This window comes from Dyadobacter bucti, assembly GCF_005869225.1.
GTDB classification, from domain to species: domain Bacteria; phylum Bacteroidota; class Bacteroidia; order Cytophagales; family Spirosomataceae; genus Dyadobacter; species Dyadobacter bucti.
This window is the reverse complement of sequence record NZ_SWFP01000002.1, coordinates 726,586-750,183: the sequence shown is the minus strand read 5'-3', so window position 1 is coordinate 750,183 and position 23,598 is coordinate 726,586. Positions and strand designations below refer to the sequence as shown.

Genomic DNA, 23,598 nt, shown 5'->3' with positions numbered 1-23,598 from the left:
CAAAAGACATTATGGATCCAAAAGAAAATCAAAACGGACTTTCGGCTATGTTCAATCTGAACCGCCGTAAATTTATTCAGTCGGCCATCGCAAGTACGGGAGCGGCCGCGTTACCTGCGCTGGCGTTGGGCGCCGAGGCCGCAAAACCAGGCGAATTCAAGGAGCCTGCACAGAATATCCCCGTAAAGGATGAAGTAGATGTAATTGTATGCGGTGCCGGGCCTGCCGGTGTTTCTGCCGCGATAGCTGCCGCCAGGGCAGGAGCGAGGACGCAACTTCTGGAAATCCACGGCTGCCTTGGCGGAGTGTGGACGGCCGGTCTGCTGACTTACATTTTTGATTTCAACAAACCCGGGCTCACGAAGGAAATAAAGGCAAAGCTCGACGGACGCGGTGCCCGACGCAATCAAATCGCCGACCAGTTTGTGTACCATCCCGATGAAATGAAATTGCTGCTGGAAGAGATGTGCGCCGAAGCAGGGGTAAAATTCCGGCTGCATACGCGTGTAGCTGCCGCATACAAGGATAAAAACCAGCTCACTACGGTGATTACCGAATCCAAATCGGGCAGGGAGGCCTGGAAAGCAAAAGTGTTTATTGATGCAACCGGCGACGGCGACCTCGGCGCTCAGGCGGGCAACAGCTGGGAAATCGGGCAGGGTGGGGATACATGCCCTTGCCAGCCACTGACACTGAACACCCTGGCAGTGGTACGCGATCCGGCTGCGCTGAAACAATATATTTCATTTTATACCAATGAAGGTGACAAGAAAAACTGGCATGTTCCGGCTGTCAATGCTTTTTCCAAAGAAATAGAGCGGGCCGGTATCAAACCGTCCTACGGTATGCCGACGCTTTTTCTGATACGCGATAACCTTGTGATGATCATGGTGAACCATGAATACAATATCAAAGCATTTGACGCCGATGAGATCACGGAAGCTACGGTGCGGGCAAGGGCGGAGGTATATAATATCGTGCGCGGGCTCAACAGCCTCGGCGGCCCCTGGGAAGGGATGCAGATTGTAGCCACTCCGGAGCAGATCGGTATTCGCGACGGCCGGCGCATTCATGGCCGTTATATGGTGAAAAAAGAGGATCTGGTTGTCGGGGCGCGGCATTTCGATGCGGTTGTACGCCCTACTTTCGGGGTGGATATCCATGCCGCTGACCGCAAAACGAACGAAATAGAAACGATTTCACGGGGAGGCATCAAAATGATCCCGTATGATATTCCGTTGCGTGCGCTCATTGCCAAGGAGGTGGATGGCCTGATGATGGCTGGACGCTGTATCAGCGGGGATTTTACCTCACATGCAAGTTACCGGGTTACAGGTAACGCTGTCGCGATGGGCGAGGCAGCAGGCGTAGTGGCTGCCATCGCTTCGAAAAGTGCCCGGCTTCCGCACGAAGTGGAATGGAAAGAGGCTGAACAGTTGCTGGTCAAACTTGGGATGCGCAGCTGATACATCCCGGGTGCGGAGAATACGGGAGCTGGGAGCGAAGCTGTGGATTTTGGATTGTCCGACCAGCCTGCCGCCGGAGCAGGTGGATGGGATCCTGCTCCATGAACCGGCGCGTATCAACCCTTCGACCGTAGTTTTCTGACGACCCAGGGCAGTGTCAGTCCCTGGCCCAGGAGCGTGAAAAGTACCACCACAACCGAGATAAACACGATGGTGCTGCGCTCAGGAAAAGGGCCGCCGTTTTCCAGGGTGACCGGCAAACCGATTGCGATAGCCAGTGACACAATCCCGCGCATCCCCGACCAGCTGATAATGATACTGTCCTGAAAACTAAGCAAGGCTTCTTCGGATATCCTTGCTTTTTTGCTTTGAAAAGCACGCTGCAGATTGACCTGCTGCAACAATACTCTGACCAGCCGGAGAAAAAATGCGACGACGGTAATAATAAAAGCGTAGCCTACAAAAGGCCAGATGCGGTTGCTGTCGATGCTTTTGACGACATACGGAAATTCAAGGCCGATCAGAATGAAGATCAGGCCGTTGAGCAGGAACATGATCACGTCCCATATTGTTCTCGACTGTCTTTTTAGCTGTTCGGGAAATATCTTTCTGCTGAAACGGGAAATCGCAAGGCCAAGCATTACTACAGCAATTACGCCTGAAACATGCAGTTCCTCCGCTACCAGATAGGTGACGAAGGGCATGAGCAGCATAAAACTGATGGTAACCATTGTATTTTCCTGAACGCGGGTAAGGATAAACCCGAGCATTTTTCCCATCGTGAGACCCACCAGCAGCCCTCCGCCGAAAAGCAGCAGAAATTCGAGCGATCCTTTCCAAAATACAAAGGCAGTGCCGGAAACAGCCGCCACAGCAAAACGGTAGGCAACCAGGGCAGAGGCATCATTGACAAGGCTTTCACCTTCCAGGATCGTGGTGGTATTGTGTGACAATCCAAGGCCTTTTGTGATACTGATCGCTGCCACTGCATCGGTAGCGGCCAGTATAGAGCCGAGTACGAACGACAAAGGCCAGGTCATGCCCGGTATCATATAATGTGCGATTACCGCAATGCCTGTGGCAGTAATGAAAACCAGACCCACCGCCAGCGTACCGATGGTATTGATATTGGTCATGAAGGTTTTGAAGGAAATATTAAATGCGGCATCGTACAGCAGCGGTGGCAGGAATATCAGGAAAATCACCTCCGGGTTCAGCTTAATATGCGGCATAGAGGGGATAAAACCGATGGCGATTCCTGCCACGATCAGCAGGATCGGGTAGGAGAGCTTTATTTTGTCCGCCAATGCCGACAGCCCGATCATGATGGCGAGAATAAAAATAACGATACTGTAATCCTCCATGTACTTGTATTTGAATTTTTACCGCCGACATAAAATACCCTTTCAAGAATTTCCTGTCAGTGGCTTATTGATAGTAAGATTTTTATTTTATGGCTGGGATATGCGCGAGTACTTCGCCGGGAGGCATTTCATGACCGCCTTCAAAAACCGTAATACTTACCTTGTCCTGATAATGGTTTTTGTAAATAATTTTTCGTCCCAAAATCGTTCCCTGGTCACCGCCGCCCCGCAAAGTCCGTTCGCGGAGCATGGACTGGATGTATTCCTGCGGGACCATCGAAAACGGTGCTTCCGGGCTAAAATCAGCCACCAGTTTGTTATACATCAGCAAAGAGTGGCTGATCGGAACAGACCCGGTGTAACCGTCGTGGATTCCGCAATAGATCGACAATGTGCTTTTGCTGCGGTCGGTTACCGGTTTTTGCATAAAAAACGGGGATCGCTTTTTGGCCTCGTCCACATTGAGCTCGTTGCGGTTTCCGGAAGTTGACGCCGCAATATCCCCTGCATATTTTGCTTTTCTTCCCACCGATTCATAGTACCAGTCGACGAGATTGTAAATACCGGCATAGGCTGAAAAACTGCGGATTTTATGCCTGGATTTCATGTAGGTAAGTACTGTAGCGTAGCCGCCGCCGCTTACGCCGATGACGTGGATATTTTCGGGGTCCGTATTGGTGTTGGCCAGAGCCCATGTGATCGCGTCGTCTATGTCGCTGATCACGAGTTCGCTCCCACATGCCTGGGGCTTGTTGTTGGGCCCCCGGAAGTCAGGATGTATGTAATTGAAACCTTTGTCAATGCAGAGATTTGCCACGGTGTCTTTCTGCTGAAAATTGCCGCTCCACGTGTGGAGGCTTACGATCAGCGGCCTCGGCCCCGCGGCGGGAGACGCATAAAAATAGGCGCCTTGTTCGCTGCCGTCGGCCGAGGAGCGGATGCTCACTTTTTTTGCCTGGGCAGGCCAGTCTCTGGAATTGGTGTCGTCCCACTTCGGATTGTTCTGAGCGGATGCAACAATGCCGGAACAGCATATCAAAAGGATAATAGAAAAAAAACGGAAACACATAGAACTGAAAATCGAGGAAAAAATATCAGGGGACAATTTTATATACTGCGCCGGTACCTTTTTCAAGCAGCTGGGTCAGGATGTAAATTTCGCCTGAAACGTCTTCTCCGAAACTGTACACATGCCAATAGCCCGGATCTCTCGAAACCGATAATTTTTCGCGCGTCCATTTGTTACCACCTCCCGGTGCAAGTGCCCATACTGGCCCGGACATATCACCAAAAACGTACTTTCCGGCCAGGGAAGGAATAGCTTTGCCGCGGTATAAAAACCCACCCGTAATGCTCAGGCCGTCGGTATGCGGGTATTCAAAGATCGGATCGATGGGTTTTTCCGGTTTGGGATCAGTAGTACTGAACGGATGAAAGCCCTCGATGGCTCGCCAGCCATAGTTGCCGCCTTTTGTGATGATATCTATTTCTTCAAATTTATTCTGACCAACTTCACCGGCAAAAAGCCGGCCGGTTTTTTTGTCAAAGCTGAAACGCCAGGGATTGCGCAGGCCATAGGCGTAAATTTCGGGACGTGCACTTATGGTTTTGACAAAAGGATTGTCGGCAGGAATCGCATAAGGTGTTTTGTTTACATCAATACGCAGAATTTTGCCTAATAAGGTGTTGAGATTCTGTCCGTTGCCGTAATCGCCGTGCTTGTCGCCACCTCCGCCTCCGTCTCCGCTGGCGATGTAAAGGAACCCGTCCGGCCCGAATTTGAGATCGCCGCCGTTATGATTGGACTCCGGCTGATCAAAAACAAGCACTTTACGCATCGTTTTCTTGTCGGCTGCCAGGGGATTTTCTTTGCTGACCGTGTATTCCCTGACCTCGGTATGGTGGTTAATACCTACTTTTCCGCCGGCCGTAACGCTGATGTAGACATAAAACTTACCATTGACAGCATAGTCGGGATGGAACGCCAGCCCCAGTAGCCCGCGCTCGTCGTAACCGTCTCTTTTTATTACTATATCGGAAATGTCGAGAAAAGGTTCTTTAACCAATTTACCCTTCTGAATGACCCTGACCCTTCCTTCCTGCTCGCAGACAAAAAGGAGTGAGGGGGATTTTTTGGTTACGGCAAACGCGGTAGGATGGACGATTTCGTCGGTGACAAGCTGCAACTTCACATTTTTTGACTGGGCCTGCCCGGTAACGGATGTGCCAAACAGGCTGACTGCAAGAACAGCGAGAATTAACTTTTTATACATAACTGAAGATTTTAGCAGGAATATATAAAATTTTCGGTTTCTGCGGTAATTGCTTCGCCGACTGGAAGTCGGTTACATAGGCGGCACCGGCTGGAAGCCGGCGCCAACCGGGAGGAATTCGGCGGAGAGATTATTAGTTGTAATGGCCCTTGGCGGAAACTATTGTAACCACGACTTTCGTTTCGTCCACAGCATACACGATCCGATGTTCCTGGTTAATTCGCCTGGACCAGAATCCGGCCAGGTCATGTTTTAGTTGTTCGGGCTGGCCTGTGCCGGTATAAGGATGCGCAGTCAGTTCGTCGAGAAGTTTCCGGATTTTTTTGAGTACAGCCTTATTTCCGGATTTTTTAAGTTTTTCGATTCCTTCGAGGGCTTTGGGGGTAAATTCAATGGAATAGCTCATAAACCGAGTAAATTGTCAAAATCGGCTTTGTCTACTTTTGTTGTTTTACCTTCCCTGTATTGATTGATTCCTTCCTGGATTTCAGCCATAGTTTCGGGATCCATGAAGTATTTGTCCTTTTTCCCCACAGGAGTTAAAGCATACGCTTTTTCCTTGCCGCGCTGAATGATTACCTGTTCGTTTGCATCAGCCAGATCCATGTATTTTTTTTGATTATCCCTGAACTCTCTGGAGCTAATAACAAACATGATGATGTTTTTTGTTGTGTACGAAATTGGTACACAAATTTAAGTCAAAAGGTTCAGATAATAACTCGCCGACTGGAAGTCGGCTGCATAGGCGGCACCGGCTGGAAGCCGGCGCCAACGGGTCGGTGCCAGCATTCAGCAGCATTACTGATTCAGTAATGTCATAATTTGATTTTCCAGGCCCTGGCTGGGGCGCTCGGCACTGGTATCCACCGCATTCAGATTTTTGTCAAGCAAAACATATTTGGGGAATACTGTCAGATCGTATTTCTCGATGACCGATTTTTCCCATTGAGGGTTTGCCCATAAATTGATTGTTTTCAGTCCGAACCTTTCGCTGTACCTGCGCCAGTTTTCTTCCGTTGTGTTTACACAAACGTTTACGATTTTGACCTGCTGGTCTCTGAATTTCTCCGCCAGCGCATTCTCGAAAGGAAATTCTTCGATACAAGGTTTGCACCCCGCAAACCAGAACGATAACACAACGACATTTCCCTTCATGGACTTCAGTGACGTCAGCGAATCTTTTAAATCGGTCAAGACAAAATTTGGTGCAGGCTTATTTTTTTCAAGAAACTTCTCTTTGCTTTTGAGCGATAGCTGTAATTTTTCCAGCCAGACAGGATCACGAAAAATGTTGCTGTTTTGTTTCAAGTATTCTTTCGCAACGTCTCTGTTGTACTGGTTGAAAACAAGCTGAATGGCCCACGCTTTGTACATATCCAGGACATCTCCCGACAATTCCATTTCGGCCTGACAAATGTGAAATGGAAGCCAATCGGCTGACTTGCACCCTGCAAACTTTTTTTCCTTCAGTCTTTTATTGAAAAGCTCGTAGAGAAATAAGTAATACTTATAATTGTTTTTTGCAGATTGGTTACCGACCGGCAGGGCGTCCAGAAAACTGTAATAGTTGGGCGGAATCGACTCTGCCTTTTGAATAGAAATCTCCCGCGATACAACAGTGTTCATTCTGGCAGATGCATCGGCATATCTGATGTTCCAGTATTCATGCGTTTGGAACCACTTGGGCAACTCATCTTTATTCTGATCAAAAAACAGCATTTCTTTTTGATAGAGGTCATTCATTTTGGCGCTGTAACTTGTCAGGTAACCGGCCGGTGGAGATGCTTCGCTACTTTTGTTTTTGACGGGAGACGAGCTGAGAAATTTCTTTTTTAACAAATAGCCATTAATCAGAGAAAGGCTGTCGGCAGTTTGAAACTTCACATTTTTAATGTCCGAGAAATCAACGGCGCAGGCAAGACTCGCACCGGGTATTAGCAAAATGGGTACCTCTATTCCTGGTAATGTCAATGTCACGCTTTGAGGCCCGCTAACCGGTATTTTGTAAGTTTTTTTTCCGAAGCCTGAGGATAATGTGTCGATGATATCGGTGTATTCTTCCGGAAACATTTTGTAGGAGGACACTTTACATGCATTGGGCCTAGTGTTGTTGGTATAATTAATTTCCAAAGAAGCCGTGCCGCTGAAATCATACCAAAAAGATGTCTGAGCGAACAAAGTATTCATCGCAGTTAGAAAAACACATATCAGAATTTGAATTTTGTGCCGGATCCGGCATTTTCTTTTGTTGTGTATCATCTTTTTCCTGACGATTTAATAAATAAGTGGGCAAAATTGTATCTTGAACAGTCGGCCCAAAATAGTTTGCCCGGCAAGAACAAATATAAAGTTATACTGTCTGCGAAATGGAATCGATTTATTAGTGAAGTGCATGCCTATTTTTTCGCTTTCGGGAGTTTTGCACCTCTGGTCAGGTCCCAGGATTGGTGGTAAGTTTTGGCCGATTTAGCGGTTACCCATATCAGCCCCAGCTCTTGTTTCGGGTTTTTGATTTGTGCCAAGATCATGTTTCCCCAGTCAGTGACGGGATTTTTTAGTTTCCACCATCCCAGTGTATTGCTGCCGTTCATACCGTCTTCGTCTGCGGGATAGCCGATCTGAAAAGCGCAGGCGGTCGGGGCGAAGCGGTTGGCCCAGGCTGCAAAACCTTTGCTCAGATCCTCTACGGTAGCTTCCGAAGCAAAATCCACGAAAATGAGATCACCTTTGCCACGGTATGTGGGAGGCATAAAGCCAGGATCATAATGCCTGATAAAAAGACGGTATGCCGGGTTATACGATTTTATTTTGTCGTCCCAGGTTTTGGCGGCGGCATCTGATGCTTTTTCATAATATTCCAGATCAATGCCGAATCCTGCTACGGATGGATGGTGTTTGAATTTGCCCAGCCAGCGGTCAATTTCAGTCAGAATATTAGTACTGGTTTTTTTGGACGGAAAAATTTCCAGAAATACGGCCACGCCCAGCAGGTCCATGTAATTCAGATAGGCTTCATGCTGTGCTTCCGTAAGGCCGTTGTGCCCGGGCGTAAGACCAGACATATCGCCGACAGCCCAGAATGCCCACGATTTGGAACCCGGAAAACGATTGTTAACATTAAAAATAACCTGAGCCAGCTCCTCCTTGGGAAGATTTATAAACTTGCCGATTTTAATATCCAGGGCAGTAATACCGTCTTCGGCGCTGATGCGGGACGGCTGCCAGGCGCCTGTCCATTTGTAGGAGGCGGCGGCGGGTTTTTGTTCCGGAGTTTGGGTTCTGTGACCTTTGATCATGTATGCCGAGCTGAGCAGGATTGTCAGGATCAGGGTGGTTATGGCAAGAGGGAGTTTTTGGTTCTTCATTGATTGTTTTTGTTTTTGCTGGTTTTGCCGATCTGGAGATCGGCTGCATAGGCGGCACCGACTGGAAGTCGGCGCCAGCTGACGCATATAAAACCTTTGTAAAATGCTTTCACTATAAAAGGCAGCGAACGTGGTGTTTGTACCTTAATTTGCGTTGAAATAAATAAACAGTCAGTAAAATGAAAATCAGAAGTTACGAGCTTTTTCAGGTTCCTCCCCGTTGGTTATTCCTGAAAATTGAAACCGACGAAGGTATTGTGGGCTGGGGCGAGCCTGTTATAGAAGGAAAAGCGGCTACCGTGAAAGCAGCAGTGATAGAATTGATGGAAGCATTGATCGGGAAAGATCCGATGGATATCGAAGGACATTGGAATACCATGTACCGGGGTGGCTTCTACCGGGGCGGGCCTATTCTGATGAGCGCACTTTCGGGAATCGATCAGGCGCTCTGGGATATCAAGGGCAAATTTTTCAACGCTCCCGTTTATCAGCTGCTGGGTGGTAAGGCAAGGGATAAAATAAAAGTATACTCCTGGATTGGCGGCGACCGTCCTGCCGAAGTAAGCAGCGCGGCGAAGAAGCAATTCGATAATGGTTTCAAGGCGATCAAAATGAACGCTACGGACGAAATGCAGTACATTGATTCTTTTGAAAAAATCGATCTGGTATTGCAGCGCGTTGCCTCGATCCGCGAAGCAGTGGGTTATGGCCTGGATATCGGAGTGGATTTTCACGGACGTCTGCACAAACCGATGGCAAAAGTGCTGGCCAAAGAACTCGAACAGTTTCACCCTATGTTCATCGAAGAACCGGTGCTGCCTGAAAACAATGAGGCGCTGAGGGAAATTGCGCAGCATACATCCATTCCCATCGCGACCGGCGAGCGTATGTTCAGCCGCTGGCATTTCAAGGATCTGCTGACAAAAGGATATGCCGATATCATCCAGCCCGATCTGTCACACGCAGGTGGTATTACCGAATGTAAAAAAATACTTTCTATGGCGGAGGCATTTGATGTGGCTGCGGCCCCGCACTGTCCGCTGGGGCCCATTGCGCTGGCCGCCTGCCTGCAGGTGGATGCTACCTGCCATAATGCTTTCATCCAGGAACAAAGTCTGGGCATACATTACAACCAGGGCAACGATTTGATGGATTACCTCGAAGATCAGTCTGTCTTTAATTATGAGAATGGCTATGTAAATATTCCGTCCGGGCCGGGGCTGGGAATTCAGATCGATGAAGCGCAGGTCAGAAGGATGGCGGAAGTGGGGCACAACTGGAAAAATCCGCTCTGGACGCACGAAGACGGCAGTGCAGCAGAATGGTAAAATTGAGTTTGAAAAGTTTGGCGTAGCTGAAAACTACGCCAAACCCCGCTAATCCAGGACAAAAAATCCGACACCATGATCAATACCGCCGCCAGGCCAACCAAAATCCGATACACCATTTTAGCGGCAGTTTTCGTGAATGTGGTGATCAACTACATGGACAGGAGCAATATTTCGGTCGCAGGCTCGATGATCTCGAAAGAACTGGATCTGGATTCTGTAAAAATGGGCTACGTGTTTTCGGCTTTCGGGTGGACATATGCTTCTCTGCAAATACCCAGCAGCGTACTTATTGACCGATACGGGGTCAGGGTTTTGTATGCACTTTCGCTGGTATTGTGGTCTGCCGCAACCGTTACCATCGGTATTGCAGAAGGGTTTGTTGCGTTGATCGCGCTCCGGCTGCTGATCGGAATGGCCGAAGCGCCTGCCTATCCGATGAATAACAGCATCGTCACAAGCTGGTTTCCTGATCAGGAAAAGGCATCTGCAATTGCTACTTACACATCGGGGCAGTACCTAGGTCTCGCATTTCTGACCCCATTGCTAACCTTGATCCAAAGCTATGCAGGCTGGCGTGGCTTGTTTTACATAACCGGCACGATCGGCGTGCTTTGGGGTATTTTCTGGTATTTCTTTTACCGGAATCCGTCAGAACATGCAAAGGTTAATCAGGCTGAGCTTACTTATATCCGTGAAGGGGGTGGGGGAATTGAGGTCAGGCCGGACAACAAGATGCCTTTTGCCTGGAAGAATTTTGGCTTTATTCTCTCGAAGAGGAAACTTTGGGGGATCTATCTCGGACAGTTCTGTGTGGCCAGTACGTCCGTTTTTTTCATTACCTGGTTTCCGCAGTATCTGATCAATTTCCGTAAAATGGATTTTATCAAATCGGGAATTTATGCATCATTTCCTTTTATATGCGCTTTTCTGGGCGTGTTGCTTTCCGGTTTTTTGTCTGACTATCTGGTTAAGAAAAATATCTCTCCGAGCGTAGCGCGCAAGACGCCCGTCATTTTCGGTATGCTTCTCGGCGTAAGCATCTTGTTTGCCAATTACGTGACAAGTCCGTTTTGGGTGATATTTTTTATGTCTGTAGCATTTTTCGGGAATGGACTGGCATCGATCACCTGGGTTTTTGTATCACTGCTCGCACCCAAAAATCTGATCGGCCTGACGGGCGGTACATTCAATTTTATGGGCGGGCTGGCCAGTATCATCGTTCCTATTGTCATAGGCTACCTGGTAAGGGACGGGGATTTTTCTCCGGCACTGGTCTTCGTGGGTTTTCTGGCCGTAACCGGCGGGCTGAGTTATATTTTCCTGGTCGGGAAGGTGGAAAGGGTTTTGATGGATGGGGTAGAGTGATTGAAGTCATTTGTGGTCATGTGTAGTCATGAAGGTCGTGTGTGGCCATGAGTTCAAGTATGGTCATGAAAGTTATGTTTGGTCATGAATAGTCATGAGGTCATGTGTAGTCTAGTAATGCAGCGCAGTGGAAAGGCAGGGGTAGCGTCTGCCGCCGGGCGGCCCGCTACGTCTGGGCGACATCGTTCTGTGACCGATTCCAGTTTTATTCAGGACAAAAATCATGTTTTGAGCATTTATTCCCTATTAAGTTCGTGTAAAAAATCAGGAACCCGCATCATGAAAAAAATCCTGGTCATCAACGGCCACCCCAATCCCGAAAGTCTCAATCACGCGCTGGCGGAAGCTTATATCAAAGGTGCAAGGAATACCGGGGCAGAAGTGAAATACCTCATCATTGCGGATCTGAAATTTAACCCCGACCTGCATTACGGCTACCGTAAAAGGACGGAGCTGGAACCGGACCTGCTCAATGCATGGGAACAAATTAAGTGGGCAGACCACATGGTTTGGGTGCATCCGACCTGGTGGGGCGGTATGCCGGCCATCATGAAAGGGTTCATCGACAGGCTTTTCCTTCCGGGAATGGCGTTCAGGTACCGTGAAAACTCAGTGTGGTGGGACAAGCTGCTTTCGGGGAAAACCGGGCATATCATCACAAGTATCGATCAGCCTGCTATTTACTACTGGCTGGCTTTTGGCCGGCCCAGCATCAACCAGCTGAAAAAATCGATACTTCAGTTTTGCGGCGTGGACCCTGTGAGGGTCACCGTCGTGACCAATGTGAGAACAGCAACACCGGAAAAGATCCGGCAGTGGATAGAAAAGGCTGAGAACCTTGGTAGTAAACTTAAATAGCGTTTGAAATCAGCCGGTTGTAAGGCTAACCGACCAGATTTCATGCGGGCCCAGAACGAGTTCCAGGCTCGTCATTATTCTCGGTTCCTGCTGATTTTCGGAGATGAGCAGATGCGCGGTTGCCTGAGAAAATTGGTCTGGCAGGATCACGGATTGTTCCATAGTGCTATGATTTGCAACCAGCAGGCATGTTGCACCGGCTTTGTGCAGTAACAGTGACGAGATTTTAAGTGCCGCGTTAGTCCTCGTAATCTCTACCTGCTCCGGTTTCCATTGCAGTATATGTTGAAGCAGGTAACCCACCGGATAGACGATGTCTTGATCGAGGATGCCGCCGGGGCCGGTCGTCTCGAAAAAAGTAACCGAAGCCGCACATCCTTCCGACAGATATTTAACACTGCCCAGTGTCCAGCATGCTGCGAATGCAGTGGTCTGGCGGTCATCATAATCGCCTGGTGCCTGGCTGTCGCCAGGCATTGCAACTGTTCTGAACCGGGGTTTCAGCGTGACCGGTGATATATATACCGCTTTGCCCGCAGACAGTTCCCCCGCACTTTTTATCAGGTCAGACTGGGCGTTCAGGTTGTCCGTTAGCGTCAGGTCATCGGATAAATGAGCCTGTGGATTCAGTGAAAAAGATACAAAGTCAAAGTTCTCATACGAAACCGGATTCCGGTTGAATTCCGCAAAATTGGCATCTGTCCCGCCTCCGATTTTGACATCCGGCAGATACTCACGCAAATCCGGTATGATCAGCTTCGGGTTCGTGCGCCGGGTCTCAGTTTCGAAAAGGATCAGTGTTTTGATCGATGAAGCATGTTGTTTGAGCACTTTTAACAACATCTTCAGGACATTGTCGAATCGCTGATTGCAAAAAACTACCAGCTCAAGTGGCATTTTCAGTTGGCGGCTCTGCTCCAGTGCCTTGTGCAGTTTTGCCGGGGCGTCCAGCTCGGAAAGTACAATGTCCGTCCTTAAATGACTGAAACCCACACGGGAAAGAAAAATGCGCTCTTTTTCTCCGGGTGAAGGCTCATTTTGAGCAAGCTGTACGCCTATCAAAGGAAAACGGCTCATTTCTCCCGTGGCGACTATCCTGATTTCCCTCTCTCTGTCCGGAGCTTTCGAACCGGTGGCGGTGGCCACTGTCAGTTTTACAGCCTGGCTAATCTCCGTACCTGCTGTGATTAGCTTGGGAAAAGGTAGATCCAGCGGCGTACAATAGGTCTTATAGGAAGCATCGGACCAGTTGCGCTGGTCTTCGGTTTCAAAAACCTCCCCTTCAAAATCCAGCCGGGCCGCACCGTTATTATCCAGTTGCCACTGCATTGCACTGATGTTCTTGAAAGGCTGATGCGGGCTGATCCGCTCAGGGAAAAAGGCGTATGAGAAGTAACCGTTCGAATGTTCGATGTAGCAGGGTTGGCCTGCGAGGTGGTCGGTAGAATGTAGAATGCAGAGACCGATGCGGTTCCTTAAAAACCTGCTTAACGCTTTTCCATCTATTGTAAATCCTATTGTACCGTCAGCAGAACCGGTAATCCGTACTTTCCAATTGAACTGTACGGAATCATGACGGACGGTACTGGTGTAACTGATCGCAAAGGAATTGACGGTCCGCGAAATGGTTTCGCTTTGGATGGTGACCGGTAATGTGTTCCAATCCTGGTCACGGATCGCAAAATAGATCATGCGCAGGATTTCCTGGTTACCAATACGGATGTAACGAAGGTAACCATTGACGTAGTCGGCCTGTAAAGGGCCAGCTTGCAATAACATACGTTCTTTTTAGTTAGGTTGATTCGTGGTTTTCTTTCCTGCAGAGCTGGTGTGTATTTACAACTACAATATCCGATAAAAACTTTTAAAAATCAGAGGGACCTGCGGCGGATCAGGCTGAAAGGATTGGCGATTTTTGCAATCTGTCTTTCACGTACCATTGAACTCAGCGTTCTGCCCATGTATTCAAAATCCGTCGAAACCACAGTGATGCCGCCTTCCAGGATTTCTTTCATCGGGGTATCGTCGTAGGAAATCAGTCCCACATCCTTGCCGAGCTGCCAGCCTTCATGGTGCACATGTTTTACAAATTCGATCAGGTCGCGGTCGGAAAAAAGCAAGTATGCTTCCCCTTTTCTGATGGCCTGGGCATTAAGCCGCTCTGTTACTGCGCATTCGATTTGGTTTGTGTTCCCAAAACGCCTGAATCCCGACACAATACCGTCCGGTACAAACTGAAACTGGCCTTTGGAAAGGACGAGCGTCAGTTTTTTGTATTTGGACAAAAGATCGGGGCAGGAATCAAGGGCCGCATAAATATCATTTTCGAAATCCTGGTATATCGCCGCATAATTGCCGGTAACCTGTTCCGCAGCCTTGTCGATGATTACCAGCTGGTCTTTCGGAATTCGGTTGACCACCTCCGAAACATCCTCATTAAAGTGCGGCATGATCACAAAATAATTGTAATTGTTGAGGTTGTTACCGATGAGGCTTTCGAACAGGTTCCGGTCGTAGTGATGAAAGAAGAGGCTCAATCTGGCATCCCCGGGAAGCCCGGCTTTCATCGCGTAATACAAGGTTTCCTTGTATGCATTGAGGGTATCGAAAAGGACAAATATATTGAGCGCGCTGCGCACTTGTGTATTGGTTACATAAAAACCTTTTCCATGCCGGGCCTGTATCACGCCCCGTTTACGCAGATCTTCATAGGCTTTTGCCACGGTCACTTTTGCAATGTTCTGCCAGCCGGCCAGTTCGCTGATCGAAGGTAGCTGCTGCCCGTGGTTCAGCGTTCCGTTTTCAATCGATGCGATTACATTGTTCAGGATCTGCTGGTATTTTGGTTCCCTGGAACGGGCGTCTATCTTGATTAAATCTTTCATTTTCAATGTCGCCCCCGTGTGAAATAATAGCTCTTTTTCGGAACATGCCCATCAGGAAAAAAAGCCGGAATACGCATCATACCATAGCAGGCCGGGAAACTGTAAAAGGTATTGGTGTTTTTGGGTATTTTAAATAGAAAAAATAAAACTTTCCCTGTCGTCATCCGGACAATTTAAAAAAACATTACCTTCGTTATCTCTACTGTACTCTACTGGTATTTACATAAAAGTAGTTCATTAAAAAATGAAAAGCCATATCCTGTTCATTGCGCTGATGTTATCGGCAGCTGTCACGTTTGCGCAAAAGCCATTTTCGAAAGGAAGGTTAAAAGTTTCTGATAACCAGCGTTACCTGGTGCACCAGGATGGTACTCCGTTTTTCTGGCTGGGCGACACGGCCTGGGAGCTTTTTCACCGGCTTTCCAAGCCTGAGGCGGATCAGTATTTGCAACACCGTGCCAAACAGGGTTTCACGGTTGTTCAAGCCGTGGCACTGGCCGAGATCGACGGACTGAACACCCCGAATGCCGAAGGGGCAGTTCCTCTGGAAAACAATGATCCGGCCAAACCCAACGAGGCATATTTCAAGCATGTGGATTATATTATAGACAAAGCAGCGGAAAATGGTATCGTCATCGCACTGCTTCCGACCTGGGGCGATAAGGTTTTTAAAGATAAATGGGGAAAAGGGCCGGAAATATTCAACGTCAGCAACGCGGCCGCTTTTGGAGAATGGATCGGGAACAGGTATAAGAACCGTGAAAATGTGGTCTGGGTACTCGGTGGCGACCGTACTCCCAGAAATGATTCGGATGATGTGAAGGTATGGCGGATGATGGCTGAGGGCGTTGCAAGGGGTACCGGAGGGAATGACCATGCGCTTATGAGCTTTCACCCGCAGCCGAACGGTCTCACCATGGGTGGTTCATCCAATTGGTTTCATAATGACAGCTGGCTGGATTTCAATATGCTGCAAAACGGCCATTGCCGGGACGAAATTACCTACGACAAAATTGCTTTTGTTTACAATAAAAAACCTGTGAAACCGGTACTGGACGCTGAGCCGATCTATGAGGACCATCCCGTTTGTTTTAATGCCGCCGACCTTGGGACTTCCAACGCCTATGATGTAAGGAAATATGCCTACCTGGATCTTTTTGCAGGCGCTTTCGGGCATACTTACGGGTGCCATGATGTATGGCAGATGTATGATAAAAACCGCGAACCGCTCAACGGGCCGCACCTGCCCTGGCATGAAGCGCTTGACTTGCCGGGGGCCAGGCAAATGACCTATGTACGCAGGCTGATGGAGTCGCGCCCGATGCTGGAACGTGTTCCCGACCAGTCGCTGGTGGAAGAAAATTACAACGGGCCGGCCAACCGGGTACAGGCCACCCGCGGCAAGGACTATGCTTTTATCTATGTATCCACCGGAACGCCGGTTACAGTACATGCGGGTAAAATCACAGGGAAGGAATTTTCGGCCCATTGGTATGACCCGAGAAAAGGGGAAGCCACCAAAATCGGTAACTTCCCCAATCAGGGCAAACATCAGTTCAAAGCGCCAACATCCGGTTACGGGAAAGACTGGGTTCTGATCCTGGACGATGCCGGCAAAAAGTACGACGTGGATTTTGCTGCCCAGGCAAAATGATTATTTGAATATCGCGGCAGGCTCGGGGGCTTATTTATTGATGACCTCGATCTTGCCGTTTTTCATGACCAGTTTTACATCGTGCAGCGATTTTTTAAATTCTTTCGTCATATCTCCTCCAAAAACGCTGATGTCTGCGAAAGCATTTTCTTTGATCACGCCAATCTGATTTTCCATTTGCAGCGCCTTGGCAGCATTGGCCGTGGCTGTTTTCAAAACAAATTCGGCGGGAAGTCCGAACTCGTAATAGCCTGTAATGGTATGTTTGGCGTTCCGCCCGCGGGGCTCTTTCATATCATAATAGGCATCTGAGCCCGCCACCATCATCACGCCCGACTTGCGGATCTGTTCCAGCCATACCGGCATTTTTGTCAGGCCCTGTTTCAATTCCTCAACCGTGTATTTTCCGCCAAGTACCTTGTTGAACTGCATCGAATAATCAAGCGAGCTGTATGTGGGAACCAGATAGATCCCTTTTTTTGCCATCAGTTCCAGCGTAGCATCTTTGAAACCGTAACCATGCTCCACACCATCGACTCCGGCCTCAATGGCTGCGTGTACTGCCCAGTCGCGGTCGCAATGTGCGGTTACTTTCACCCGCTGTTCGTGGGCGGTTTGTACGATCGCTTTCATTTCGTCCAGGCTTAAAGTGAGCCTGCCGCCGATCGCCAGGATTTTGATCACGTCCACGCCTTGTACTATGTGTTCTTTCACAGCTTTTTTTGCTTCCTCAACACCGCTGACCATGCTTTGCTCCATCCTGGATACCCGGTCGAAATCTTTGACCGGGAGATTGCTCAGCTGGCCGTCCATAGAGCCGATGATCGGGCCGGATACCAGCATCCTGGGACCGGTGATATAGCCGTTTTCGATGGCATTCCTGACTTCCACATCCAGGTACTGACCGGAGTTTCCCAGATCGCGTATCGTTGTAAAACCCGCATCCAGATAACTTTTGGCAAAACCAACCGCGCGCAAAACTCTTTTTTCGGACGAATTCATCACGGCGTCCACCGCAAGCTCTTCAGTAGCACCCTGGGCCGTCAGAATGTGCGTATGTGCATCCACCAGACCGGGCGTGACGGTGGCACTGCTGTAATCTAAGATTTCGGTATTGGGCGGAACTTCGAGTTTCTGGCCAACTTTAAGTATCAGGTTACCTTTGATGAGAATTTGCTGATCTTTAAGAAAAACGCTTTTTTCAGAATCGTAAAGCAGCCCGGCTTTGAGGAGATAGTGTTTTTCCGGTGATTGTGAATGTACTGGTAATGTAAAAATGAGCGCGAGACAGGCAATGAAGAGCAATCGGAGACAAACAATCATAAAAATGCAGTTAGGTGGTTGATGTGCCGGTCTAAAGCGAACCGGATTTTACCAATAGGCGGTAACACAATAAATCTACTCTCTGCTTGTCGGGATGAACTACTGGGATAAGAAGAAAAACTGAATTAAAACAGAATTAATATTACAAAATTTGTGTAGAAGTATTGAATTACTTCGATTTTATTTTGTAGTTTTCGCTACTTATTCAAATAGTCAAGACCCTCGGAGAAATGGACATTCCTCATCACCTTATTTTGTTAATGCTAATCGCATTTCCGCTGACGTTTATTTTTCTTTTCTGTAAGGATGTCATTTATCCTTATTTCAAAAAAAGCAGGTAACACGGGCAAGAACGCGTTGTCAGAAGGGTTTATCACCAACCAGAAAATGCCTGCCGTTGTTCCTGTATCCGTGCACTGCGGTGCTCACAAAAATCAGTACAGCCACAATAACCGACGCGTATAGCACCGGGAGGTTGTCGTTCCGGTTGGCAACGGCCACGGCAATCAGTCCCCATATTCCTACCACCGAAGTTTCCCGCAGGTTTCTCGTCCAGGTCAAAGCTATGTTCACGAAACCGGCGGCACAGATCATGATGATGGTCCAGCTGGTAGCGGAGACCCCAAAGCCGTCCCAACCGATTTTCGTTAGATATGCTGCTACATTCGCGATAATGGCCAGGCAGATCCATCCCAGGTAAATGGCGAAAGGCCACGATTCCAAAGCGATCTTTTTGAGCGAAATAAGGTCCAGCTCCATGCGTGTCCGAAACACGATCATAATGAGCGACGTAAGCAGGGCAGCCATAATGAGCACCGATAAGCCAATATAATCGTACAGCCAGGCAAGTATCCAGAGGCAGTTGGCAATACAGGAAATGACAAACAGCCAGCCGATCTTTGAGACGATGGCCGGAGCTTCCCGTGGCTGAAAAAGTCCTTGGGCCTGGTAAATACAAAACGCCGCTAAACCGAGATAAATAACACCCCATATTGAAAAAGCATATCCCGAAGGTGTAAAAAGGTTCTGGTAGCGGGCCGATACGCTGGCCATGGTACTGCCGTTGAAAATGCCGGTATTGGAAAGGTAATTCATGATCACCGTGATGATCAGCGCCAGGATGTTCGATATCTGCAGTGTTTTTTTCATGCCGTATGTAAATGCTTTGGATAATCCTTTCTTTCAAAAATAAAGCCAGCACAACTATCACCGGAGTTTTGCCGATTCAGTGTAAAATTTTCCTTATATGGTGGATGCAGTGTCAAATTTGGGGAACAACCCGACTTCCTGTTTCAGCAATATAATTTTGAGAAAATAAAGCTACTTTTGGCATGTCTAATTTTCATGATTTCAAACAAAATAGTGAAATTATAACAAAATGATCATATCGCTTTCAAGGCATGATCCGGTAGTGATAAAAGTTTGTTAATGTGTGCACAGCAATACAATGAGACCAAAATTCCTAACTATTAGTGACACCGTAATTGAGAAGATCAAATCGGGGGAATTGCAGCCCGGTGACAAAATACCGTCTGAAAATGAACTGATTAAAAACTACAGAGTCAGCAATACAACCGCGAGAAAAAGCCTGCTGGAAATAGAAAACCGGGGTTGGGCGAAACGCATTAAAGGCAAAGGCACATTTGTACTGAACCGGACCGTAGGCCACCACCTGATCCGAACGCTCGGGTCCATTAATGCTACCAGGCGGGGTTTCCATGAAAGCCTGATCGCCGAAGGTTTTCAGCCGCATAACCTGGTACTGGAGAAAACGATCCTGGACGATGGCATTTCGTCGGAAATAGGGGGTAAACATTTTATCATGGACGGGCCGGTGATGAAAATCCATCAGCTGCGCTATGCCGACGACGAGATCATCAAGGACGAGATCAAATATATTTCCCTGAAGCTGTGCCCGAAGATCAACCGGATGCCTACCGAAATTTCGTATTTCAAAGTGTATGAAAATACTTACCACCTGCGGATTGAGGAGGTGAAGCAGACACTGAGCACCGAGATCGTGGAGCCGGATTCCGAAATGAACAATTTTGAGCTGACAACGCCGACGCCTATGTTTATCCTGGACAGTGCGGTGATCTGCAGGGATGATATGATCGTTGAGATAGAAAGATCATACTACCGGGGCGACAAGTATAAGTTCGCGATCAGTGCCAATCCGGATTATAATGACGGTGACTAAAAGTGCACCTCAAAACCACTTGAAAACTTCAGAGGCATATACTTCGTGACCTTTCTGGTTAAAATGATTGACGCTTGCCATGTAGTCACGGATGAAGTTCTCGTTTTTTGCAATTTTCTGAAATGTGGCGAAAGGATCGGCCAGTCCGGTCTGGTATGTCGCCGCCAGGTCTCTCACTTGCGCCGCATGTTGCGCATAGGCATTTCCAGGTGCATTGATATCGATGCGCTGATCCGCGCCGGGCGTTACCAGTATCACTTTGATGTTGTTTTTCTGTGCGGTTTGGATCATGAATTCCCAGGCGGCCCTGGATTTTTCCAGTCCGGGTCCCGTATCATTTCCGGTGTAATCGATCACCACCACGTCCGGTTTGTGGTTGAGTACTTCTGCTTCAAACCGGGCCGCTCCCGAAACCGAGTTTTCTCCGCCTACAGCCGTGACGATCACATTGATCACCGCATAAGGGTACGTCTTTTTCAGTTTCTGCAGTACCAGGTTCGGGTACGATTCCAGCGTATGTACTTCATGATTTGCCCAGGAACCGCCCGGTCCCGAGTGCCCGTGGAAAACCACATTGACCCGCCGGTTCTTGGGCCAAACAGCATTCAGCTCCTGTTTTACCGACCCAAGATACCCGAGGCTGTCGGCCACTTGTGCATGGGCTGACAATACCATTGTTGACAATAAAATGCTTAGTACCAGTGCTGATTTCATGGTTTGACGGCATTAAGGGAATGTATGGTAACCGGCCCGGTAAGTCCTGATTTTTTCAGCGGGACATTTTCCCAGGGCGTCAGGTTTTTGTTGGCTTTTACAATGTTGGTTTTGGTGAACTTTTCGCCGGAAACAGCGTCTCCCGTAAGCCGGTTCGACCAGGTATTGGCTACTTCCACCCGAAGATCGTTATGGCCGTTTCTGATCACTCCCGTCACGTCAAACCGGTGCGGCAATGTCCATGAAATGCCGAGATGTTTACCGTTCAGCCATACGTCAGCTACCTCGCTGACTTCTCCGAGGTCGAGGAAAACTTTATCCTGCTTACCGGAAACAGCATATTGAAAAGTTTTGGTGTAGGTGGCAGTACCGGAAAAGTATTTCACGCCGGCATTTTCGGATTCCGGCCAGGAGATCAGTTTCGGGAAAGTTACTTCCCTGGGCGCGCCCCATTTTTCGGGGAACGTGAGCTTCCAGGGGCCTTCGATGACTTTCGACTTTGGTTTGCTTTCAACCGTTTGGATCTGGCCGTTATTTTTCAAAGTATAGGCGCCTTTTTCGGCAAACATTACCTGGCCGTCCTGATAGGTCAGCAGGGGCGGGTTTTCTCCATGATAGCCGATCTCCGTGAAATGCGGGTCAGCTTTACCATTTTCAGCAAATACCACGAAAGCGGCCCCGTGCGGCGGGAGTGAAAGCGGTAGTTCAATGTGCGTTTTTGTTTGTTGGTAGACCGGGATTTTGGTAATAATACCTGAAACGGGGTTCCACAGCTCGGGTGCCTTGTTCTCTTGCCTGAACACGCATTTTCTTGAAATCCAGCCGGAAGTCGTATTGCGGACCAGATAGAAATCTTTGCCTCCGCCTGCATAATGTATGTAGTCCAGCGTGCCTTTTTCCTGATCGGGATAACTGAAATCGGGGGTGATAGGAGCAGTTTTGGAAATATCCTTTCCGGCGAGTAAGCCTCCTTCTGCTTTCAGCTGATCGAGCTTCTTCAAAGCTGCGGCATTTACTTTCACGCCTTCTCCCACGCTCAGCACTTTGTATCTGCCAACTCCCGGTAATACCCATTCACCATTTTCGACAGTGAGGTCGCGGAGCAGGATTTCGGTATTGATTACTTCATAGTCAATTCCATTTCCGGCCTTGAACTTTGTGTTTTTGGGTGGGATCAGGTTTGGAATATCGTCTCCATAATAGTACAGCACATCGGCCACATACTTTGTTTTCTGAAGGATGTATGAAATGCGGCTCAGGTAGTCATTGAAAGGTTTGATCTTGGGCCACCACGTATTGCGGTCATTGTAATGCGTGCCTGCAAAGTAGGCGATGCCCGGATATCCCATTTCGCCCGGATTATGCGGAAAGCCGTGGATCACCAGCCTGTTCATACCCTCCGCAAAAGCCCTGTCGGCAATGATTTTCAGGTCTGCCGGGCCTTCCTGCCAGTCCCAGTAACTCGTGAAAGCCTCTTCTTCCACAATACCCCGTTTGTAAATATTGGATGCCGCAGCAATTTCCTTCACCAGCCAGATCAGGTCCACAATGCTGTCTTTGTCGAAAAAAGTACGGTTATACCAAAACTCGCCCCGGGGCACATCCAGCGAGCCGAGTGCCTTTAAAGTTTCAACCGGAATGTGGTGCAAATGACCGGGCCCGCCGGCTTCCGAGATGATCTGCAGGTTATAGCGGTTTGAAATTTCCTTCGCTTTCCGGTAGTGGTTGTGGATCATCAGTTCCGAAAAAGTTTTGGAAAAATCGAAATCGAACTGTTCTGATGTCTTTTGGTCAAATAACCCCTTGTCATAAATCGCCGGCAGGAATTTGTAAATGTCATATCCGTTCAGCTTTTTAAAGGTCGCCGGCAGGGATGGTGTCCAGGCAAATTCCTTGGCTTCATAACTTGCCAGATAAAGGTTTTTTAAAGCTGTTTTGGAAAAATCACCCAGCAGCGGTTGTAGCTTTTTAATAAAGTACATCAGGTGCATTTCGGTGGCTGTCGAGTCAAAATGGTCGAGGATCGGTCCGGCCGAGTTCTGGGACGGGCGGATCAGCTGCTCACCGGAGTTGGAACATATGTAGCGGTAAATTTCCCATTTTCCGGCAGGGGCTTTCCAGTCAAGCGTATTGTTTTTCGGATCGAAAAAAGCAGTTACGTTCACAATCCCGGAAGTGTCGGACAGGTTTTTGGCCCCTGAGGGGACCGCGATCACGGCTATTTCTTCGTAGTATTCCGGCTTGCCGTCTTTTCCGTAGACGATCTGGCGTGGTTTACCCTGACGGTCAGGTGTGATTTCAGGAACGGGCAGGTTGATCTTCTGAGGACTGTCTGTCGTTGTTTTGGAATAATATAAAGTTTTGGAAGCGAATTGCGGAGTTACCCAGGTACCGCCTGCATTCCAGCTGCTGGCAAGGTTCAGCCCGACTTCCAGCCCGAGCTTCCCGGCTTCATCAATCGCAAATTTGATAGCTTTCAGGGAAGAATCGCTCATGAAAGCCGGGCCGGCGGGAATGATCTTGTTCGGGTCGCTGGCCGGGGGAAGGCCGATCTCAAACAGATCCACGCCTCCCAATCCTGCATTTTTGATAGCGACCAGTTCTTCTTTTAGACGTACTTCGTCGGTATACCCGTTCAGCCACCACCAGTATACTTTGGGGCGGGACGTACCGGCCGGGTTTTTAAAATCTTTTGCCAGATCCTGCGCATGTGCGTTTTGAGCTGCAAAAGTCACGGTCGCCAGCAGCATACCTGAAATTACCTTGCGGAAATCCATGTTCGGAAAGGTTTAGAGAATGA

19 protein-coding genes are annotated in these 23,598 nt (G+C 48.5%); 6 read left to right on the top strand and 13 right to left on the bottom strand.

The genetic code is table 11. From position 1 onward, the window contains the following. Positions 1-11: 11 nt before the first annotated feature. Complete coding sequence (locus FBF61_RS08145) at positions 12-1,466, top strand: FAD-dependent oxidoreductase (RefSeq protein WP_138476707.1); 1,455 nt, start codon at positions 12-14, stop codon at positions 1,464-1,466. 116 nt (positions 1,467-1,582) lie between these two features. On the opposite strand, the gene FBF61_RS08140 is transcribed toward FBF61_RS08145, so the two are convergent. From FBF61_RS08140 to FBF61_RS08110, 7 genes are all read right to left on the bottom strand, one after another. Then, complete coding sequence (locus FBF61_RS08140) at positions 1,583-2,830, bottom strand: Na+/H+ antiporter (RefSeq protein ID WP_138476706.1); 1,248 nt, start codon at positions 2,828-2,830, stop codon at positions 1,583-1,585. Between the two features lie 82 nt (positions 2,831-2,912). Then, positions 2,913-3,899, bottom strand: coding sequence for an alpha/beta hydrolase family protein (locus FBF61_RS08135; RefSeq protein ID WP_138476705.1), 987 nt, complete (start codon positions 3,897-3,899; stop codon positions 2,913-2,915). Between the two features lie 25 nt (positions 3,900-3,924). Next, positions 3,925-5,103 carry a PQQ-dependent sugar dehydrogenase gene (locus FBF61_RS08130; protein ID WP_138476704.1) on the bottom strand — a complete coding sequence of 393 codons (1,179 nt, stop codon included), beginning with the start codon at positions 5,101-5,103 and terminating at the stop codon, positions 3,925-3,927. Between the two features lie 133 nt (positions 5,104-5,236). Beyond that, positions 5,237-5,509, bottom strand: coding sequence for a Txe/YoeB family addiction module toxin (locus FBF61_RS08125; RefSeq protein WP_138476703.1), 273 nt, complete (start codon positions 5,507-5,509; stop codon positions 5,237-5,239). Further along, positions 5,506-5,757 (bottom strand): type II toxin-antitoxin system Phd/YefM family antitoxin, encoded by a 252-nt coding sequence (locus tag FBF61_RS08120; protein WP_138476702.1) that lies wholly within the window; start codon positions 5,755-5,757, stop codon positions 5,506-5,508. The genes FBF61_RS08125 and FBF61_RS08120 overlap by 4 nt, the downstream gene beginning before the upstream one ends. A 144-nt stretch (positions 5,758-5,901) precedes the next feature. After that, entirely contained in the window at positions 5,902-7,290 is a 1,389-nt protein-coding gene (locus FBF61_RS08115; protein WP_166444459.1) for a TlpA family protein disulfide reductase, read from the bottom strand. 209 nt (positions 7,291-7,499) lie between these two features. After that, on the bottom strand, positions 7,500-8,468 hold the full coding sequence (locus tag FBF61_RS08110; RefSeq protein WP_138476700.1) for a hypothetical protein: 969 nt from the start codon (positions 8,466-8,468) through the stop codon (positions 7,500-7,502). Between the two features lie 179 nt (positions 8,469-8,647). Between FBF61_RS08110 and dgoD the strand changes: the two genes are divergently transcribed. The 3 genes from dgoD to FBF61_RS08095 all read left to right on the top strand — a co-directional run bounded on the left by dgoD (position 8,648) and on the right by FBF61_RS08095 (position 12,022). Further along, entirely contained in the window at positions 8,648-9,796 is a 1,149-nt protein-coding gene (dgoD, locus tag FBF61_RS08105) for a galactonate dehydratase (protein WP_138476699.1), read from the top strand. 75 nt (positions 9,797-9,871) lie between these two features. Continuing rightward, the gene (locus FBF61_RS08100; RefSeq protein WP_138476698.1) at positions 9,872-11,164 is read left to right on the top strand and encodes an MFS transporter; all 1,293 of its coding nucleotides are present in this window, start codon (positions 9,872-9,874) and stop codon (positions 11,162-11,164) included. Between the two features lie 279 nt (positions 11,165-11,443). Continuing rightward, positions 11,444-12,022 (top strand): NAD(P)H-dependent oxidoreductase, encoded by a 579-nt coding sequence (locus tag FBF61_RS08095; protein ID WP_138476697.1) that lies wholly within the window; start codon positions 11,444-11,446, stop codon positions 12,020-12,022. A 9-nt stretch (positions 12,023-12,031) separates the two neighbouring features. Here the strand turns inward: FBF61_RS08095 and FBF61_RS08090 are convergent, their stop codons facing one another. Both FBF61_RS08090 and FBF61_RS08085 read right to left on the bottom strand, forming a co-directional pair. Beyond that, positions 12,032-13,801, bottom strand: a complete 1,770-nt coding sequence (locus FBF61_RS08090) for a D-apionate lactonase family protein (protein ID WP_138476696.1) — start codon at positions 13,799-13,801, stop codon at positions 12,032-12,034. A 92-nt stretch (positions 13,802-13,893) separates the two neighbouring features. Continuing rightward, the gene (locus tag FBF61_RS08085; RefSeq protein ID WP_138476695.1) at positions 13,894-14,907 is read right to left on the bottom strand and encodes a GntR family transcriptional regulator; all 1,014 of its coding nucleotides are present in this window, start codon (positions 14,905-14,907) and stop codon (positions 13,894-13,896) included. 244 nt (positions 14,908-15,151) lie between these two features. Here FBF61_RS08085 and FBF61_RS08080 point away from each other — a divergent pair, with 244 nt between their 5' ends. Beyond that, positions 15,152-16,561 (top strand): glycoside hydrolase family 140 protein, encoded by a 1,410-nt coding sequence (locus tag FBF61_RS08080; RefSeq protein ID WP_138476694.1) that lies wholly within the window; start codon positions 15,152-15,154, stop codon positions 16,559-16,561. A gap of 30 nt (positions 16,562-16,591) precedes the next feature. On the opposite strand, the gene FBF61_RS08075 is transcribed toward FBF61_RS08080, so the two are convergent. Both FBF61_RS08075 and FBF61_RS08070 read right to left on the bottom strand, forming a co-directional pair. Next, positions 16,592-17,884, bottom strand: coding sequence for an amidohydrolase family protein (locus tag FBF61_RS08075; RefSeq protein WP_138476693.1), 1,293 nt, complete (start codon positions 17,882-17,884; stop codon positions 16,592-16,594). A 360-nt stretch (positions 17,885-18,244) separates the two neighbouring features. Continuing rightward, a complete protein-coding gene (locus tag FBF61_RS08070; RefSeq protein ID WP_138476692.1) occupies positions 18,245-19,033 on the bottom strand; it encodes a TspO/MBR family protein in 789 nt (262 codons plus the stop codon). Positions 19,034-19,331: 298 nt separating this feature from the next. Here FBF61_RS08070 and FBF61_RS08065 point away from each other — a divergent pair, with 298 nt between their 5' ends. Beyond that, on the top strand, positions 19,332-20,084 hold the full coding sequence (locus FBF61_RS08065; RefSeq protein WP_138476691.1) for a GntR family transcriptional regulator: 753 nt from the start codon (positions 19,332-19,334) through the stop codon (positions 20,082-20,084). A gap of 9 nt (positions 20,085-20,093) precedes the next feature. Here the strand turns inward: FBF61_RS08065 and FBF61_RS08060 are convergent, their stop codons facing one another. Then, on the bottom strand, positions 20,094-20,798 hold the full coding sequence (locus FBF61_RS08060; protein WP_138476690.1) for an SGNH/GDSL hydrolase family protein: 705 nt from the start codon (positions 20,796-20,798) through the stop codon (positions 20,094-20,096). Further along, positions 20,795-23,575: a glycosyl hydrolase gene (locus FBF61_RS08055; protein ID WP_138476689.1), complete on the bottom strand. Its 2,781-nt coding sequence runs from the start codon at positions 23,573-23,575 to the stop codon at positions 20,795-20,797. The genes FBF61_RS08060 and FBF61_RS08055 overlap by 4 nt, the downstream gene beginning before the upstream one ends. Between the last annotated feature and the right edge of the window lie 23 nt (positions 23,576-23,598).

What these genes read in the sequence shown, in the direction of transcription:
- FBF61_RS08145 (WP_138476707.1), top strand. Translation starts at nt 12, where the DNA reads ATGGATCCAAAAGAAAATCAAAACGGACTTTCGGCTATGTTCAATCTG.
- FBF61_RS08140 (WP_138476706.1), bottom strand. Translation starts at nt 2,830, where the DNA reads ATGGAGGATTACAGTATCGTTATTTTTATTCTCGCCATCATGATCGGG.
- FBF61_RS08135 (WP_138476705.1), bottom strand. Translation starts at nt 3,899, where the DNA reads ATGTGTTTCCGTTTTTTTTCTATTATCCTTTTGATATGCTGTTCCGGC.
- FBF61_RS08130 (WP_138476704.1), bottom strand. Translation starts at nt 5,103, where the DNA reads ATGTATAAAAAGTTAATTCTCGCTGTTCTTGCAGTCAGCCTGTTTGGC.
- FBF61_RS08125 (WP_138476703.1), bottom strand. Translation starts at nt 5,509, where the DNA reads ATGAGCTATTCCATTGAATTTACCCCCAAAGCCCTCGAAGGAATCGAA.
- FBF61_RS08120 (WP_138476702.1), bottom strand. Translation starts at nt 5,757, where the DNA reads ATGTTTGTTATTAGCTCCAGAGAGTTCAGGGATAATCAAAAAAAATAC.
- FBF61_RS08115 (WP_166444459.1), bottom strand. Translation starts at nt 7,290, where the DNA reads ATGAATACTTTGTTCGCTCAGACATCTTTTTGGTATGATTTCAGCGGC.
- FBF61_RS08110 (WP_138476700.1), bottom strand. Translation starts at nt 8,468, where the DNA reads ATGAAGAACCAAAAACTCCCTCTTGCCATAACCACCCTGATCCTGACA.
- dgoD (WP_138476699.1), top strand. Translation starts at nt 8,648, where the DNA reads ATGAAAATCAGAAGTTACGAGCTTTTTCAGGTTCCTCCCCGTTGGTTA.
- FBF61_RS08100 (WP_138476698.1), top strand. Translation starts at nt 9,872, where the DNA reads ATGATCAATACCGCCGCCAGGCCAACCAAAATCCGATACACCATTTTA.
- FBF61_RS08095 (WP_138476697.1), top strand. Translation starts at nt 11,444, where the DNA reads ATGAAAAAAATCCTGGTCATCAACGGCCACCCCAATCCCGAAAGTCTC.
- FBF61_RS08090 (WP_138476696.1), bottom strand. Translation starts at nt 13,801, where the DNA reads ATGTTATTGCAAGCTGGCCCTTTACAGGCCGACTACGTCAATGGTTAC.
- FBF61_RS08085 (WP_138476695.1), bottom strand. Translation starts at nt 14,907, where the DNA reads ATGAAAGATTTAATCAAGATAGACGCCCGTTCCAGGGAACCAAAATAC.
- FBF61_RS08080 (WP_138476694.1), top strand. Translation starts at nt 15,152, where the DNA reads ATGAAAAGCCATATCCTGTTCATTGCGCTGATGTTATCGGCAGCTGTC.
- FBF61_RS08075 (WP_138476693.1), bottom strand. Translation starts at nt 17,884, where the DNA reads ATGATTGTTTGTCTCCGATTGCTCTTCATTGCCTGTCTCGCGCTCATT.
- FBF61_RS08070 (WP_138476692.1), bottom strand. Translation starts at nt 19,033, where the DNA reads ATGAAAAAAACACTGCAGATATCGAACATCCTGGCGCTGATCATCACG.
- FBF61_RS08065 (WP_138476691.1), top strand. Translation starts at nt 19,332, where the DNA reads ATGAGACCAAAATTCCTAACTATTAGTGACACCGTAATTGAGAAGATC.
- FBF61_RS08060 (WP_138476690.1), bottom strand. Translation starts at nt 20,798, where the DNA reads ATGAAATCAGCACTGGTACTAAGCATTTTATTGTCAACAATGGTATTG.
- FBF61_RS08055 (WP_138476689.1), bottom strand. Translation starts at nt 23,575, where the DNA reads ATGGATTTCCGCAAGGTAATTTCAGGTATGCTGCTGGCGACCGTGACT.